Consider the following 13,861-nt stretch of genomic DNA (forward strand, 5'->3'; position numbering starts at 1 on the left):
CGGCTCTTCTGCCAGCTCAGGCCCGCCTCGTGCAGGGTGCGCGCGATGGTGAACCGGCTCACCTGCGGCAGGCCGTCCGGGGCTTGGCGCAAGGCCTTCTGCAGCAGGCTCAGCGACCAGGTCGCGGTGCCGTCCTGCTCGCGCTGCGGCGCTCGCGCCCATTCGGCCAGGATGCGCTGCTGCGCGTGAGCCCCATAGCGGATCCGTGGCCCGCCACCGTGGTGCGGGCGCACGGCGGCCAGGCCCTCGCGGTTGAAGCGACTGACCCAGGCCGAGATGGTCTCGTTGTGGCCGCGCCCGACGAGATGGGCGGCGGCGGTGTAGCTGGCGCCTTCGGCAATCGCCAGCAGGGCACGGGCACGGTCGACTTCAGCGGCAGGAGTACTCTGGGAGCGGCTCAGGCGGGTGAGTTCTTTGCGCTCGTCTACGGTGAGCGGGCGTAGTGGATCTTTCTGGTGGCGCGACATGGGGCACCTCGCAACACGAGGATCACCATGCCACTATACCATATCCGACGGCAGACGACCCACTAGGCCCTGGCTGAACTGCCGATATATTGTGAGGGCTTCCGAAAGATTGGACAAACTGTCGCTTAGGTGATGGTGAACGACATTTGCCAAAGCTAATCTCGCATCAAGCGATCAATCAGCACCTTCGCATCCAGTTCCAACGCCTTCGCGACAGCGATGAACTCCACCACATCGAGGCGGCGCTCGCCGCCCTCGTACTTGGCAACGAAGGATTGTGGCTTGCCGAGACGTTCGGCGACCTCGACCTGCGTGAGACCGGCTTTCTTGCGCGCCTCGATCAGGAGGTCGCATAACCTCTGGTATTGCTGCGAGTAGATGGTCTTTTCCATCGGCTGCCCCTGCCCTGACAGCCGCGATATTTTTTCTTTCAAAATATCCCATATCGGGATATTTGTGAGGCCACCGACGACCAACGCTTATTCGCCATGCCCACCTCCTGGAAACGCTCCCGTGAAGCCTCCATCTGGCGCCGGCTCGATCCGACGCAGGCGATGCGCGTCATGGCCGATTGCTATGGCGAGGGCGCCGGGGCCGAAGTGCTGTTGCGGGCGTTCCTGGAAGAGCGGGAGATGAATCCGGCCGCCGTCCGCTTCTGGCTGCGGGTCTACGACCTCCTGAACGGCGCAGCCGAACCGCAGGCCTCCGCGCCGGGCTGACGCGGACCCGGTCCCGGCCACCCTCCCCGTCATGGCTGGCCTGTGCCGGCCATCCCGCTCGTGGGGAGCACTCACGGTGTCATTCCCGGCTGGAGATGGCTTTGCCATCGGAGGGAAAGGGAATCCACTCACACGCTCGACACCATGGATCCCCTTCCCGCACTTCGTGCGCCGGGGATGACACCCACGCCGTCATGCCCCCGCTTCGTCATGGCCGTCCCCGGACTTGATCCGGGGATCAGACCGGCCATCCCCGTCTTCAGCCGTGGCACAGGCGTGGGTGGCCGCAACGAGTGCGGCCATGACGGGGGAGAGGTGGTGAGGGCAACGTTATGTTCTCACTTTGTTCTTGACAGGGGCTGTAAGCTCGGCTATATCATTCTCCACTCCCGCCCGGCGAGGGGCGCGCTCGCGAGGCGTCGCAGCACCGGGGCGGGAGGCGGTCCCGCCGCAGGCCTCGCAACCCTGTGGTCGCGGGAGGTCGACCCTGGCCCTGCCAGGAGGTCCACCTGAAAAGAACCGCGTGCGAGGCGCCGTCCGGCTCTTCGTTTTCCACCATCATCATCGAGCCGGGCCACGCAGCGCACCTCCCTCGATTGCCTTCAAGCCCGGGGCCCTGTCGGCCCCGGGCGCGAAGACCCATGGCATTTTTCATCCCATTCCTTTGTCGCATTGCCGGAGAGACCATCATGATCGATGACGACGACATTCCCCTGTTCGACATGCCCGACTTCGACGACACCATGCGCCGCCTGTCCGATCTGTTCAGGACGCACCGGATCTGCCGCCAGCGCGCGTGCTGCAGGAACGAGAGCTGCCAGGGCGGTTTCGGCCCGCCCTGCTACCTGCAGCAGCGCCACCTCTTCGCCGATGCGATCCTCTACGAGCTGGACGAGTACCGGGCGTTCTGGCGCGACCAGCGCAGGCGGGCCAGGCTCGCGCCGTCACGGACGCGGTGCTGAGGCGGAGGCCGATCGGGCCGGGAACCGCACGCACCTGTGAGTTCAACGGACTGCGCCGCGCGTTTTCCCTCCCCGCACGGGGGAGGGAAAGGGAGACCATCTTCACGAGTCAGCGGCCGGGGAAGCCGAGTGTCGGGAGCCACCCGGTCGTCACCGTCACAGGGGCAGGCTCAGCGAGCAGCGCAGGCCCTCGGGCTGGAAGCGCATGTCCAGGAGGCCGCCGAGCTCGTCGCGGATGCTGCGCTCGATGAGGCGCGAGCCGAAGCCGAGGCGCTTCGGGGGCTCGACCAGGGGACCGCCCTGCTCGACCCAGTCCATCGAGAGGCGCTTCTGCCCCGTCTCGTCGATCTCGGCCCGCCAGGAGATGTCGAGCCGTCCGTGCGGGACCGAGAGCGCGCCGTATTTCGCCGCGTTGGTGGCGAGTTCGTGCAGCGCGAGGCCGAAGCCCAGCGCCTGCTGCGGCTTCAGGCGGATCGGCTCGCCCGCCACGCTCACCCGCCCCTTGTCGAGGCCGCCATAGGGGATCATCTCGGCATGGAGAATATCCTCGAGCGAAGCGCTCTCCCACAGCTCGCGCGTCAGGACGTTGTGCGTGGCGGAGAGCGCCATGAGGCGCGCCTGGAAGGTTTCCTGGAAGCTGTCGAGGTCGCGGCTGCCCCGCCGCGTGTGCAGCGCCAGCGACTGCACGACGGAGAGGGTGTTCTTCACCCGGTGGTTCAGCTCCTGCACCAGGAGCATCTGCCGCTCCTGGGCCCGCTTCCGCTCGGTAATGTCGAGACAGGCGCCGACCATGAGGGCGGGCCCGCCCTTCGTGTCCCGCAGCAGGCGGCTGCGGGTGTACATCCAGCGCGAGGAACCGTCGGCCAGGATGGCCCGGAACTCGTAATCGACCGTCCCGCCGCTCTCGATCGCTCCGTCGATGGCCCGGCCGATATGCTCCTGATCGTCCGGATGCACGAAACGGCGAAAATCCCCGCGCTGGCGCGGCGCATCCGTCGGATCGAGGCCGAAGAGACGTGCGAGGGCCGAATCCCAGTCGACCTCGTTGGCGCGGAAATCCCAGCGCCATGTTCCGGCTCCGGACGCCTCGAGCGTCGCCAAAAGCCTCTCCTGAGCGACCTCGAACCGGGCCGCAGCCCCGCGCAGGGATGCCGCCGCCACGATCGCGAAGGCACCGCCGAACAGGTAGATGGCGAGCCCTGTCAGGGTCTGGGCGGAGAACGGCGCCGGCCCATGATCGAGGGACAGGAACCCGAAGGTGGCGGCCGTTCCCAGGAGCAGCGCCCCCATGCCGGCCCAGCCGCCCGCCGCGATGGCCGTGAACAGCACCGCCGGGTAAAGGGTGATATAGGGCAGCTCGTCGCCCAGCAGGGGATCCAGCGCATAGCGGACGAGCATGGCCACGCCGACCGCCCCTGCGGCATGCAGGGACGCAGCGGTCCAGGACAGCGGGCTAAGCGTGGTGAAACGGGTCAGCAAGCGGGGCCTTTTCGTTTGTCCCGCTATATCACTACAAATGCCTGGATTCCAGCACCTGCCGGAAGCCCTGCGGCAGATGCCGCAGGGGCTCTTTCGTCACCGGGGGCGTGCCCCCGTCCGAACTAGATCCGCCCCATCAGCAGCAGGATGATGAGGATCAGCAGGACCACGCCAAGCAGGCCGCTCGGTCCGTAACCCCAGCCACGGCTGTAGGGCCAGGCGGGCACCGCGCCGATGAGCAGCAGAATGATCAGAATAAGCAGGATGGTGCTGAGTGCCATCGAAATACTCCTCCACACAGGTCGCCGCGAGGCCGCGGCGGTCGCTGATGGAAACTTGACCGTAAGCGAAAAAGTTCCCGCCTTTTTGCCTGTGGATGAGTCCCGAGTGGGTAGGCCGGGAAGCGGAACGATCATTCCGGCTTGACGTTACTTCCTCGGCGATGGGTGCCGCCTTCAACGCGGTCCCTGCGGGAGATCGCTACCCTTGAAGGACCAGGACACCCCGATGCAGAAAAAGAAGCCGAATCTGATGCCCTACGACGATCCAGAGCCCGTTCCTGGCCTCAACACATCCGCATCCCCTGCCCTCAGCCGCTCCGTCCAGGCCCAGATCGGCCAGCGTTTGCGCCAGTTCTACGATGCCCTGGCGCTGGGCGAGCAGCCGGTGCCGGACCGCTTCATCGAGATCATCAACCGGCTCGACAGCGTGAAGGGAGAGAAGCAGCAATCATGAGTATCGATATCGAGTTGCGCGACTCCATGCTCAAGGCGACGCCGAACCTGCGCGCCTTCGCCATCTCGCTCACGAATAACGTGGACCGTGCCGACGACCTCGTGCAGGAGACCCTGATGCGGGCGATCGCCAATATCGACCGCTTCCAGCCAGGCACGAACATGCAGGCCTGGCTGTTCACCATCCTGCGCAACCTGTTCCATTCCGAATACCGCAAGCGCCGCCGCGAGGTGGAGGATGCGGACGGCAAATACGCGGCCGCCCTCTCGGTCCAGCCGGACCAGATGCCCCATCTCGACTTCGAGGATCTGCAGAAGGCGCTCGCCTGCCTGCCTCACGACCAGCGCGAGGCGCTTCTGCTGGTGGGCGCCTCCGGCTTCTCCTACGAGCAGGCGGCGGAGATCTGCGGCTGCGCGGTCGGCACCATCAAGAGCCGCGTCAACCGCGCCCGTAACCGACTCGCCGAGCTGATGCACTTCACCGACATGGAGGAGGATCTCGGCCCGGACCGCGTTACCCTATCGGTGATGCACGCGGTCGCGTGACGACAGGCCGATATCGAAGGCCTTGATGCAATTGGCGCGTCCGCTCCGGGTGCGCCGATTGTTTTAGCGACGCCGGAACTGCTGGTTGCCGCGCTGCGGCGGCCGCGGACCGGAAGAGGCACCCGAATCCTTGTGACGGAAGATCAGCCTGCCCTTTTCCAGGTCGTAGGGCGACATCTCGACGGTCACGCGGTCACCGGCCAGGGTCTTGATGCGGTTCTTCTTCATCTTGCCGGCCGTATAGGCGATGACCTCGTGCCCGTTGTCGAGCTGCACGCGGTAGCGCGCGTCGGGCAGAATTTCGGTCACAAGTCCCTCGAAGGTGATCAGTTCTTCCTTTGCCATGCAAAGCCTTTCCCATAACAAAAAAGCCGCCCCTGAACCGGAACGGCTATCTGCAAGAGGACGTGCGGGGCACGCCCTCCGGCATTAAACCTTACGCGTTCTGCAGGTTCACTGCAGACTGACGGCCGGTGCGCTGGTCGGTCTGAAGCTCGTAAGAGATCTTCTGGCCTTCGCGCAAGCCGCGCATGCCGGCCCGCTCGAGAGCGGTCGCATGAACGAACACATCCTTGCCGCCGTTGTCGGGCTGGATGAAACCATAACCCTTGGTTTCATTGTACCACTTCACGGTTCCCTGTTCCATGGGAATTCCTTTCACTGTCGTTTGCACGTGGATGTGGGCCCAAAGCCAGTCATCCGTTAGTCGATAGATGGTAGAGAGAAGGAACGTGCGCCCGGCAGTGCCAAAGCGGGAAGCCCAGTCGTCCGGCCAAATGTCGATTGGCTGTACCTAAGGCACGGATGGGGCAATTACAAGGCAAACTCCCCTGGAGCACCGGCCTCGGACGCGGAGCTGCTTTTAGGATCCAACCCGATGCTTCACGTCTTGGACAGGGCATCGTTCCTGCGGAAAATCGGGTCCACATTCTACTGGCGCGGCCCTGCGGGCCCACCCGGAAATTCAGCCGTTTCGGCCGCCTTGGCGCATGCCGGACACGATGTGCTGCAGGGCCTCCTCGCCGGCCGGGGTGAAGACGATCTCCTGACCGTTGGCCTTGACGAGGCCGCGCCCGTCGAGTTCGTCCACAGCCGCATCGCTCGCCTTGTGGCCGACGTCGTCCTTCTGGACCACGCTGCGGACCCGCTGGCCGCTCGACAGCTCGTGATAGGCCGCGAAGGCGAAGACCGCCAACGCCTCGTCGCTCAACCCGGACAGATCCGTCATCATGCACCTCGGCTCTCTCGAAAATCCCAATCCGGTCAATGCGGGTTACGACCGAACCGTTCAAGCGCGGCCTTGAAAAACCCTCGGCAGGTAAGGCCGCTCACGGCCAGGAACACTCACCCGGCCTTCACGTTGGTTGCGCGACACCACCCTTCGGGTGGTTCCAATCCAGGATGACGAGGAGCGCTCCCATGGCCAATGAACGCCGCTACGGCAATCAGGATTTCGACCGGCGCGACCGCGAGGACGACGGCTACATCGCCCGCCGCGGCTTCGGCAACCGACGCGCAGGATATGAGCGGGGATCCCGCTGGGGCGAAGATGACGGCTGGCGCTTGGAGCGAGAGGTCCGCGAGCGCGATTATGGAGATTCAGCCGGGTACGGCACAGGCGGTTCGGCTCTCGACTGGCGTGACGTGGTCGGAGAGGATCGGGGCGGCTATGAGCGGCCCTTCTTCGGCTCCGACCGCCGCCGCGACCCGGATCAGTTCGGGCAGGACCGCTACGGCCGGGACCGTTCCGGATCGGAGAGCTTCGGCCGCGGATCGCGCGATTATAACGAGGATCGCGGCTTCTTCGAGCGTGCGGGCGACGAGGTTCGCTCCTGGTTCGGCGACGAGGACGCGGAACGCCGCCGCGAGCGGGACATGCGCGAGGCCGGGATGCATCGCGGTCGCGGGCCGAAAGGCTATCAGCGCTCCGATGCCCGGATCACGGAGGACGTGAACGATCGCCTCACGGAGGATCCGCACATCGACGCGTCGGAGATTGAGGTGCGGGTCGAGAATCGTGAGGTCACGCTCACCGGAACCGTGAACAGCCGCTTCGAGAAGCGGCACGCAGAGGATCTGGCGGAGTCCGTCTCCGGCGTGACTCATGTGCAGAACAATCTGCGCGTCCAGCAGCGGGCGGATGCGGGCGTCGCCGGGACCATGATGTCGGGCGCGGGTGCTGCCGGCGCCGGCAGCACGGGAGTGCCGGAGACCTCGGGCGCCGGCAGGGTTGCGTCAACCCGGCGCCGGTCCGGCGGCTCCTCGGAAAGTGGGGTCTGACGGGTCCCCTGCCCCGGTTTACCAGGATGCGCTTCTCCCCTTGGGGGCGAGGCGCATCTGTCGTACGAAGGTCTCTGCCTTTCCCCGGACACAGGCGCTCCCCATATGGGGGACGGGAAAGACGAGGACGCTCATGGCAGGTATTTCGGTCACGCTCGAAGGCGACAACATCCAGCTGGCATTTCAGAAGGGCGAGCAATCGACTGCCGTGGTCATGGATCCCCATGCCGCCCGCTCCCTGGTAAGGGCCGTGAGCCAGTTGCTTTCCGCCATCGGCGAATCCGCCGAGGAGGGTGGCGAGGACACGCCCGAGGAGTTGGTTGACGTGACATCCCAGACCATCGATGTCGGCATGGACGAACACGGCATGGCCGTGGTGGCCCTCCAGGCCGGCATGATGCCGCCCTTCCTGCTGCGCCTTAAGGATGACGAAGCCCGCCACATCGCCCAGAGTCTGCTCGAAATCCTCAACAGCCCGCGCGACGTCCGGGTTTCGCACGGGGATCATTAGAGCCTCGATCGGCGAAGTGGATTCGATCACGCCGAACAATGCGACGCATCTTTGAGTTCAAGAAAGCTTGATCCGCGCCTGAATAACGCTTCTGGCCTTAAGCTCGGCCAGCACGGAACTTCATTACGGCCATTCTGTTGTCGAACGCGGGGCATTCTCGGCCGCGCTTGGACAAGGCCATGGCAGTTCACGATCCAGATCTCGTTTCCGGTGCCCACCCCGGTGTCCCCCTCATGGATGCCAAGGCGGAACCGACCCTCAAATATCCGGAATCCGAGGCCTTCTATTCCGAAGCGCTCCGGGAACTGAACCAGCTCGGCCTGCCCTTCCTGCTCGCCGGCACCTACGCGCTGTCGGCCTATACGGGCATCACGCGCCCGACCAAGGACCTCGACATCTTCTGCAAGGCCGGCGACTACACCCGCGTCCTATCGCATTTCAAAAGCATCGGCTATTCCGTCGAGATTGAGGACGACCGCTGGCTCGGCAAAGTGTTCAAGGGCCAGTACTTCTTCGACGTGATCTTCGCTTCGTCGAACGGTACGATGCCGATCGGCGACCAATGGTTCGAGCGCGCGCGCCAGATCGAGGTCTTCGGCACCCCCGTGCGCATCGTCGGGCCGACCGAGCTCGTCTGGTCGAAATGCTTCATTCAGCTGCGCCACCGCTATGACGGCGCGGACGTGGCGCACACGATCTTGAAAGCGCATGACCAGATCGACTGGCATGCCCTGCTCGCCTACATGGAAGTGCATTGGGAGGTGCTGCTCATGCACCTGCTGAACTTCCGCTGGATCTACCCGTCTGAGCGCGACAAGGTTCCGCGCTGGGTCATGGACGAACTTCTCGACAGACTCTCCAAGCAGCTCGATCTTCCGCCGCCGCAGATGAAGGTTTGCCGCGGGCGGATGTTCTCCCGCATCGATTACGAAATCGATGTCAAGCAATGGGGCTTCGCCGATGTCGGAGGCGAAGGTGAATGGCGGAATGAGTGACGAACCACAGCAAGTCATGAAGGTCGCGGCCATGGGCGACCTTCACGTTCGCGAAGACAACTGGGTGTCCTATCGGGACTTGTTCGGCGAGATCTCGAAAGAGGCCGATGTTCTGGTCCTGGCCGGGGACCTCACGGATCTCGGCAAGCCGAAGGAAGCCGAACTTCTGGCGCAGGACATCAAGTCCTGCTCGATTCCCGTAGTCGGCGTTCTCGGCAATCACGATTACGAATGCGGCGCCCACGAAGAGGTGGCGCACATCCTCCGCGACGCGGGCATGCGGGTTCTCGACGGGCAATCCGTCGAGATCGACGGCGTCGGGTTCGTCGGCGTCAAAGGCTTTGCCGGAGGCTTCGGGCGCCGGATGCTCGGTTCTTTCGGCGAACCGGCCATCAAGCAGTTCGTCGGCGAGACCATGAACGAGACGCTACGACTCGAGAACGCCATGCGGCAGGTGCGTGCGAAGCGCTCCATGGTCATTCTCCACTATGCGCCGATCACCGAGACGATCGAGAGCGAGCCGCTGGAAATCTATCCGTTTCTAGGCTCGTCGCGCCTGGCCGAAACCATCGACCGCTTCAAGGTCAACGCCATCGTTCATGGCCACGCGCATCGAGGCCGCTTCGAGGGACGCACGCCCGGCGGCCAGCCCGTCTATAACGTCGCCAAGCATATCGAGAAGCCGAACGGCAAGCCCTACGCCGTCATCGAGATCTGAGCCGGCGCGCACGTCGCCGCCGGCTCATGCTCCGGACGACGTTCCGGTTCAGAAGCGCGTACCGGGGTTCGTCGGGTTGCCCGGAAGATAGTCCGGTTCGGAACCGGGCCCCTTCGGATCGGTAATGCCCGGGTCGTTGACGGGATATGGCGTGCGCGGTCCCGTCGGGCCGATATCCGGCTCCTCGTCGGGAACGGATCCGGGCGGCACCTCGCTCGGGATATTGCCGCCGGGAACAGGATCGTTCGTCGGAAGTCCTGGGTTGGCCATAGTCTCTTCCTCGTTTCGAAAGTCATGACTGGGTCAACAGGACCGTCCCATCAGGGTTCCCGCGAGCGGAACCCCTTACATCTCTGTCCGTTCTCAGAGAGATCCCCCACACCACATGGAGAACGCCATGCCTGACATCAAACAGGCCAAGATCCTCATCATGGCGACCGATGGATTCGAGGAATCGGAGCTGATGGTTCCGCAGGAGAAACTCTCCGATGCGGGTGCGACGGTCGAAGTCGCCGCACCGAAATCGCGCATGAAGTCCGGCAAGATCTACGGCTGGGACAAGACGGATTGGGGCAAGACCGTATCCGTCGACAAGGACATCGAGGATGTGAACCCGGCCGATTACGATGCGCTCGTCCTGCCCGGCGGACAGATCAATCCGGACAAGCTGCGCACGGAACCGAAGGCGCTCGACATCATCCGCGCCTTCTACTCCTCCGGCAAGACCGTTGCCGCCATCTGCCACGCGCCCTGGCTTCTCATCGAGGCCGGCGTGATCAAGGGCAAGCAATGCACGTCCTATCATTCGATCAAGACGGACGTGATCAATGCCGGCGGCCAGTGGCGCGACGAGACGGTGGTGACCGATCAAGGCCTCATTACCAGCCGCAATCCGGGCGATCTCGATGCCTTCGTGAGCAAGATCATCGAGGAAGTCCGCGAGGGCTCCCATGCGGGCCGGCGGGTGGCGGCAGAGTAAGATCTCGACATCAAAAGCATGAAAAAGCGGCCGGTGAGAACCGGCCGCTCTTGTATTCATATATCGGGCCTTAGGCCTGCTGGATCGCCGAGACTTTCCAGGAACCACCTTGATCGCGACGGAAGGTCCAGAGTTCCGTCGCTTCTTCGACCTTGTTCGGATCGCCCTCCACCACACGGCCCGTGGCTTTGTCGACCATGACGTCGGTGATTCCGAAGCGCATGGCAACGGTGGCATAATCCGTGCTGCCTTCACGCCAGGCTTCGGACAGGTCGCCCTGGTTGAGGCGCACATTGGACAGCTTGTTCACGACGCCGCGAGCCGCGTTGTCGTTGAGCTCTTCCTGGATGTAGCCGGCCATCTCGGGCGTGGCGAGCTGCCAAAGCTTCGCGACGTCTTCGCGCGAATAGGCGTCCTGCATCTCGACGAGGCCGCGCTCGAAGGCTGCATAATCCCTCTCGCCGATGCCGATCTCGTCGCGCACGCCCGGACGGGCTTGAGCCTGCTGGGGCCGGCCGCCGAGTGCGCCACCCAGAGCGCTGCCGAGACCACCGCCTAAACCAGCCGCCGCGCCGCTATCCATGGTCCGTCCGCCGGTCGGAGGCACGCTGCCGCCCATGGAACGGGCGTAGCCCTGCTGAGGGCCGGCATAGGACGGCTCCTGGCGCCTGCGGAACCACTTCATGGCGAAGGAGACCAGCAGGACCACGAGGCCGATCTGAAGCAGGAGGCCGAAGATCGAAGCAAGGCCTCCGAGACCGCCGAAGAAGCCATGCCCGAACAGCATGCCGAGCAGGCCCGCTCCGAACAGGCCGGCCATCAGGCCCGTGCCGAAGCCGAAGCGTCGCGGCTGTGCCACGTTCGGAGCCGGGGTGCCGGGCCGGGTCATGTTCGGGCCCTGGTTGGGGATCTGCGAGCGCTGGATCGGGGCCGCCGCTTCAGGCGCTGTCCGGGTTGCCGGCGGAGGCGTATAAGTACGCGCGCCGCGCGACCCGAAACTGCTCCGGCCGCCGACGCGAGCCTCAGCCGCACTTCCGGCAAGGATCAGGCCTGCCGCCAGGGCGACCATCACTCGACTGCGGCGAGAAGCGAATTTCATCATCGTCGTTGTTATCCATCCCTCTGGAGCACAATGCTCCTTGGGTCAGATGTGGTGATGCGTAGAGAGTTTCGAAAGGCCCGGGCCACTCGTTTTTGAACCCGCTGTCGGCACTCCTTCGGCACTTTGCCGCTCTCATGCCGAGGTCGATGTGTTGGAAATAAAGACGTGAATGGCCGCCCTAAGGCCAGCCATCCGCGTGTCGCGACGATCCTTCAGCGCTTCTGCTTCAGCTGATCGATCCGCTTCGAGGCCTCCGCCTTGTTGAGATCGGGATCAAAGGCCTTCGGATTGTGCGCCTGTTCGGATAAGGTCTTCAGGTAGGATGCCTGGGCGCCGGTCATCGGCTCGTCGCCGGAGACCCATTCATCCGGATCCTTGACCTGGTTGTCGGAAAGATCAGGGCGAACCTTCGGGCTGTCTGCCTCTGCGGAAGATTTATGGTTAACCGCAGAGCGACTCGTCGCTTTATCATGCGAAGACATGCGGGACTCCTATTGTTCTGGTTTTGTTCTAAAACGAGAACACTCTTTCAGAGCGTTGGTTCCTCAAGGAAAGGCGGATTAACCCGGCCGATTATTCCCCGTTATCCACAGATTCCGCTCTCGACTCGCTGCAAAGCTTATGTTCTTGGTTTGTTCATAGCCAAAGTTCAGGTGGCGAGGATGCGCAAACCAACAGGTCTGGAGCGGCTCTATGTCGACTTCGATTCCTTCTTCGCCAGCGCCGAGCAGCATCTTCAGCCACATTTGCGCGGCACGCCAGTCGGGGTGATCCCGGTCGATTCCGAACACACGGGCCTCATCGCCGTCAGCCGGGAGGCGAAGGCCATGGGGCTCAGGCGCGGCACTTTCGTGCGCGATGCCCGCAGGCAATGCCCCGGCCTCGTTCTCGTGACCGCGCGGCACGAGCTTTATGTGAAGCTGCACAAGGAGATCATCCGGACCATCGAGACCGTCGTCCCAGTCAAGGCAGTCTGCTCCATCGACGAGATGCTCTGCGCGCTTCTGCCCGCCGAGTGGCCGCAGGCGCTCCGCATCGGGCAGCGCGTCAAGGATGCCATCGCGACTGAGATCGGCCCAACCCTCACCTGTTCGGTCGGCCTCGGCCCCAACGATCTCCTGGCCAAGATCGCAGCGGAGATGGAGAAGCCCGACGGCCTCGTGGCGCTTCATCCTGATGACCTGCCGGGCCGCCTTCTATCCCTCGATCTGACGGATATTCCTGGTATCGCCCGAGGCAACGCGGCGCGCCTTTCCCGCGCCGGCGTGGCCGACATGGAGGCCCTGTGGCGGCTCCAGCCCAAGGAGTTGCGCCGCCTTTGGGGCAGCGTCGAGGGCGAACGGCTCTGGATGGGCCTCCACGGCTATACGGTGGAACGCCCGGAGACACAGCGGCGGATGTTCGGCCACGGACGCGTCCTGCCGGCCGACTGGCGCTCCCTGAACGGCGCCTATGCGGCAGCCCGCGTTCTCCTCGCCAAGGCCGCGGCCCGCATGCGGCGCGCCGGCTTCTCGGCCCGGACGCTCGCCCTGTGGCTGACGGACAGGAACAGCGCCGGATGGTACGGGGAGGAGCGTTTCCGCCCGACCTGGGACGACCCGTCCCTGCTGGCCTCCCTGAGCCGCCTGATCCTCCACGCCGAGCGCGAGGAGGTGCATCGAAGCCGCAGCGTGCATGTCGCCCTGCACGATCTGGTGCCCCTGAGCGAGGTCGAGGAGGACCTGTTCGACGACGCGCCGGAGGCACAGCTCAAGCGCCGAATGGAATATCTATCGACCATAGCCGACCACTTGAACGCCACCCATCGCAAGACCCTCCTGCACTGGGGCCCGTGGGTCACGATCCCCGGAGGCTATGCCGGGGCGAAGATCGCCTTCAACCGCATTCCCGATGCGGAGGACTTTTAGATCTCTTCCCGTCCTGGCCGTCCCCGGACTTGATCAGGGGATCACGCACGGCGATCCAGGCCCTGGCACGGAACGAAGGCGTGGGTGGCCGGGTCAAGCCCGGCCATGACGCGGCGAGTGGAGGTCCGGGAGCGGGTGCAGGATAGGGCACCGGCACCGGCGCCTTGTCATTCCCGCGCAGGCGGGGATCCAGAACCACGACGTCAAAGAAGGAGCGCGCGGCGGCGAACCTCATTCGGCATCATCCGTGGTTATGGGTCCCGGGTTCCGCTGCGCGGCCCTGGGATGACGGTGGATGGGTCTCTGTCAAAGAGCCAGCGCCTGTGGGCCCGCAGCTTGCGCTGCGGGCCGTCAGGTCAGTCGAGGGAGGTGCGCTGCGCGGCCCGGCTCGATGATGAGGGTGGAAAGTGGAAGAGCCGGACGGCGCCTCGCACGCGGTTCTTTTCAGGTGGACCAGCTGGG

Annotated in this window: 20 protein-coding genes; 10 read left to right on the top strand and 10 right to left on the bottom strand. The window is 64.5% G+C overall.

Annotation, left to right across the window (positions count from 1 at the left end; genetic code table 11):
• Positions 1 to 467, bottom strand: a 467-nt coding sequence (locus DDF70_RS31785; protein WP_114946241.1) for a helix-turn-helix domain-containing protein, incomplete at its 3' end; no start/stop codon positions are given.
• Between the two features lie 155 nt (positions 468 to 622).
• The gene (locus tag DDF70_RS31790; RefSeq protein ID WP_245435731.1) at positions 623 to 943 is read right to left on the bottom strand and encodes a helix-turn-helix domain-containing protein; all 321 of its coding nucleotides are present in this window, start codon (positions 941 to 943) and stop codon (positions 623 to 625) included.
• 12 nt (positions 944 to 955) lie between these two features.
• Here DDF70_RS31790 and DDF70_RS31795 point away from each other — a divergent pair, with 12 nt between their 5' ends.
• Positions 956 to 1,186, top strand: a complete 231-nt coding sequence (locus DDF70_RS31795) for a hypothetical protein (RefSeq protein WP_114948635.1) — start codon at positions 956 to 958, stop codon at positions 1,184 to 1,186.
• A 689-nt stretch (positions 1,187 to 1,875) separates the two neighbouring features.
• Positions 1,876 to 2,148 carry a hypothetical protein gene (locus tag DDF70_RS31800; protein WP_162820824.1) on the top strand — a complete coding sequence of 91 codons (273 nt, stop codon included), beginning with the start codon at positions 1,876 to 1,878 and terminating at the stop codon, positions 2,146 to 2,148.
• Positions 2,149 to 2,304: 156 nt separating this feature from the next.
• On the opposite strand, the gene DDF70_RS31805 is transcribed toward DDF70_RS31800, so the two are convergent.
• Both DDF70_RS31805 and DDF70_RS31810 read right to left on the bottom strand, forming a co-directional pair.
• A complete protein-coding gene (locus DDF70_RS31805) occupies positions 2,305 to 3,627 on the bottom strand; it encodes a sensor histidine kinase (protein ID WP_114948637.1) in 1,323 nt (440 codons plus the stop codon).
• Between the two features lie 122 nt (positions 3,628 to 3,749).
• On the bottom strand, positions 3,750 to 3,908 hold the full coding sequence (locus DDF70_RS31810) for a DUF3309 family protein (RefSeq protein ID WP_009494620.1): 159 nt from the start codon (positions 3,906 to 3,908) through the stop codon (positions 3,750 to 3,752).
• Between the two features lie 226 nt (positions 3,909 to 4,134).
• Here DDF70_RS31810 and DDF70_RS31815 point away from each other — a divergent pair, with 226 nt between their 5' ends.
• Complete coding sequence (locus tag DDF70_RS31815; protein WP_162820825.1) at positions 4,135 to 4,362, top strand: NepR family anti-sigma factor; 228 nt, start codon at positions 4,135 to 4,137, stop codon at positions 4,360 to 4,362.
• On the top strand, positions 4,359 to 4,907 hold the full coding sequence (locus DDF70_RS31820; RefSeq protein WP_170316144.1) for a sigma-70 family RNA polymerase sigma factor: 549 nt from the start codon (positions 4,359 to 4,361) through the stop codon (positions 4,905 to 4,907). The genes DDF70_RS31815 and DDF70_RS31820 overlap by 4 nt, the downstream gene beginning before the upstream one ends.
• Positions 4,908 to 4,970: 63 nt before the next feature.
• Here DDF70_RS31820 and infA read toward each other — a convergent pair whose 3' ends face one another.
• The 3 genes from infA to DDF70_RS31835 form a co-directional block, all read right to left on the bottom strand.
• On the bottom strand, positions 4,971 to 5,252 hold the full coding sequence (infA, locus tag DDF70_RS31825; protein WP_009494617.1) for a translation initiation factor IF-1: 282 nt from the start codon (positions 5,250 to 5,252) through the stop codon (positions 4,971 to 4,973).
• A 91-nt stretch (positions 5,253 to 5,343) separates the two neighbouring features.
• Positions 5,344 to 5,553 (bottom strand): cold-shock protein, encoded by a 210-nt coding sequence (locus DDF70_RS31830; protein ID WP_009494616.1) that lies wholly within the window; start codon positions 5,551 to 5,553, stop codon positions 5,344 to 5,346.
• Positions 5,554 to 5,871: 318 nt separating this feature from the next.
• Entirely contained in the window at positions 5,872 to 6,138 is a 267-nt protein-coding gene (locus DDF70_RS31835) for a hypothetical protein (RefSeq protein WP_114948639.1), read from the bottom strand.
• Between the two features lie 188 nt (positions 6,139 to 6,326).
• Here DDF70_RS31835 and DDF70_RS31840 point away from each other — a divergent pair, with 188 nt between their 5' ends.
• The 4 genes from DDF70_RS31840 (at position 6,327) to DDF70_RS31855 (ending at position 9,411) form a co-directional block, all read left to right on the top strand.
• On the top strand, positions 6,327 to 7,187 hold the full coding sequence (locus tag DDF70_RS31840; RefSeq protein WP_205772530.1) for a BON domain-containing protein: 861 nt from the start codon (positions 6,327 to 6,329) through the stop codon (positions 7,185 to 7,187).
• 133 nt (positions 7,188 to 7,320) lie between these two features.
• Complete coding sequence (locus tag DDF70_RS31845; RefSeq protein WP_114948641.1) at positions 7,321 to 7,698, top strand: hypothetical protein; 378 nt, start codon at positions 7,321 to 7,323, stop codon at positions 7,696 to 7,698.
• Positions 7,699 to 7,877: 179 nt separating this feature from the next.
• Entirely contained in the window at positions 7,878 to 8,693 is an 816-nt protein-coding gene (locus DDF70_RS31850; protein ID WP_245435732.1) for a nucleotidyltransferase family protein, read from the top strand.
• Positions 8,686 to 9,411 (top strand): metallophosphoesterase family protein, encoded by a 726-nt coding sequence (locus tag DDF70_RS31855; protein ID WP_114948642.1) that lies wholly within the window; start codon positions 8,686 to 8,688, stop codon positions 9,409 to 9,411. Before DDF70_RS31850 ends, DDF70_RS31855 begins: the two co-directional genes overlap by 8 nt.
• A 48-nt stretch (positions 9,412 to 9,459) precedes the next feature.
• Here DDF70_RS31855 and DDF70_RS31860 read toward each other — a convergent pair whose 3' ends face one another.
• Complete coding sequence (locus DDF70_RS31860) at positions 9,460 to 9,681, bottom strand: hypothetical protein (protein WP_114948643.1); 222 nt, start codon at positions 9,679 to 9,681, stop codon at positions 9,460 to 9,462.
• 127 nt (positions 9,682 to 9,808) lie between these two features.
• Between DDF70_RS31860 and DDF70_RS31865 the strand changes: the two genes are divergently transcribed.
• Entirely contained in the window at positions 9,809 to 10,390 is a 582-nt protein-coding gene (locus tag DDF70_RS31865) for a type 1 glutamine amidotransferase domain-containing protein (protein ID WP_114948644.1), read from the top strand.
• Between the two features lie 70 nt (positions 10,391 to 10,460).
• On the opposite strand, the gene DDF70_RS31870 is transcribed toward DDF70_RS31865, so the two are convergent.
• Positions 10,461 to 11,492, bottom strand: a complete 1,032-nt coding sequence (locus tag DDF70_RS31870) for a Tim44 domain-containing protein (protein ID WP_114948645.1) — start codon at positions 11,490 to 11,492, stop codon at positions 10,461 to 10,463.
• Between the two features lie 212 nt (positions 11,493 to 11,704).
• Positions 11,705 to 11,974, bottom strand: a complete 270-nt coding sequence (locus DDF70_RS31875; RefSeq protein WP_114948646.1) for a DUF3072 domain-containing protein — start codon at positions 11,972 to 11,974, stop codon at positions 11,705 to 11,707.
• A gap of 180 nt (positions 11,975 to 12,154) precedes the next feature.
• Between DDF70_RS31875 and DDF70_RS31880 the strand changes: the two genes are divergently transcribed.
• Positions 12,155 to 13,399: a Y-family DNA polymerase gene (locus tag DDF70_RS31880; RefSeq protein WP_114948647.1), complete on the top strand. Its 1,245-nt coding sequence runs from the start codon at positions 12,155 to 12,157 to the stop codon at positions 13,397 to 13,399.
• The last annotated feature ends 462 nt before the right edge of the window (positions 13,400 to 13,861 follow it).

Source organism: Microvirga calopogonii (assembly GCF_003347665.1).
Taxonomy (GTDB): domain Bacteria; phylum Pseudomonadota; class Alphaproteobacteria; order Rhizobiales; family Beijerinckiaceae; genus Microvirga; species Microvirga calopogonii.

Coding starts and splice junctions, on each gene's coding strand:
- DDF70_RS31880 (WP_114948647.1), top strand. CDS start 12,155: ATGCGCAAACCAACAGGTCTGGAGCGGCTCTATGTCGACTTCGATTCC.
- DDF70_RS31815 (WP_162820825.1), top strand. CDS start 4,135: ATGCAGAAAAAGAAGCCGAATCTGATGCCCTACGACGATCCAGAGCCC.
- DDF70_RS31800 (WP_162820824.1), top strand. CDS start 1,876: ATGATCGATGACGACGACATTCCCCTGTTCGACATGCCCGACTTCGAC.
- DDF70_RS31820 (WP_170316144.1), top strand. CDS start 4,359: ATGAGTATCGATATCGAGTTGCGCGACTCCATGCTCAAGGCGACGCCG.
- DDF70_RS31870 (WP_114948645.1), bottom strand. CDS start 11,492: ATGATGAAATTCGCTTCTCGCCGCAGTCGAGTGATGGTCGCCCTGGCG.
- DDF70_RS31855 (WP_114948642.1), top strand. CDS start 8,686: ATGAGTGACGAACCACAGCAAGTCATGAAGGTCGCGGCCATGGGCGAC.
- DDF70_RS31845 (WP_114948641.1), top strand. CDS start 7,321: ATGGCAGGTATTTCGGTCACGCTCGAAGGCGACAACATCCAGCTGGCA.
- DDF70_RS31830 (WP_009494616.1), bottom strand. CDS start 5,553: ATGGAACAGGGAACCGTGAAGTGGTACAATGAAACCAAGGGTTATGGT.
- DDF70_RS31795 (WP_114948635.1), top strand. CDS start 956: ATGCCCACCTCCTGGAAACGCTCCCGTGAAGCCTCCATCTGGCGCCGG.
- DDF70_RS31850 (WP_245435732.1), top strand. CDS start 7,878: ATGGCAGTTCACGATCCAGATCTCGTTTCCGGTGCCCACCCCGGTGTC.
- infA (WP_009494617.1), bottom strand. CDS start 5,252: ATGGCAAAGGAAGAACTGATCACCTTCGAGGGACTTGTGACCGAAATT.
- DDF70_RS31810 (WP_009494620.1), bottom strand. CDS start 3,908: ATGGCACTCAGCACCATCCTGCTTATTCTGATCATTCTGCTGCTCATC.
- DDF70_RS31840 (WP_205772530.1), top strand. CDS start 6,327: ATGGCCAATGAACGCCGCTACGGCAATCAGGATTTCGACCGGCGCGAC.
- DDF70_RS31835 (WP_114948639.1), bottom strand. CDS start 6,138: ATGATGACGGATCTGTCCGGGTTGAGCGACGAGGCGTTGGCGGTCTTC.
- DDF70_RS31860 (WP_114948643.1), bottom strand. CDS start 9,681: ATGGCCAACCCAGGACTTCCGACGAACGATCCTGTTCCCGGCGGCAAT.
- DDF70_RS31865 (WP_114948644.1), top strand. CDS start 9,809: ATGCCTGACATCAAACAGGCCAAGATCCTCATCATGGCGACCGATGGA.
- DDF70_RS31875 (WP_114948646.1), bottom strand. CDS start 11,974: ATGTCTTCGCATGATAAAGCGACGAGTCGCTCTGCGGTTAACCATAAA.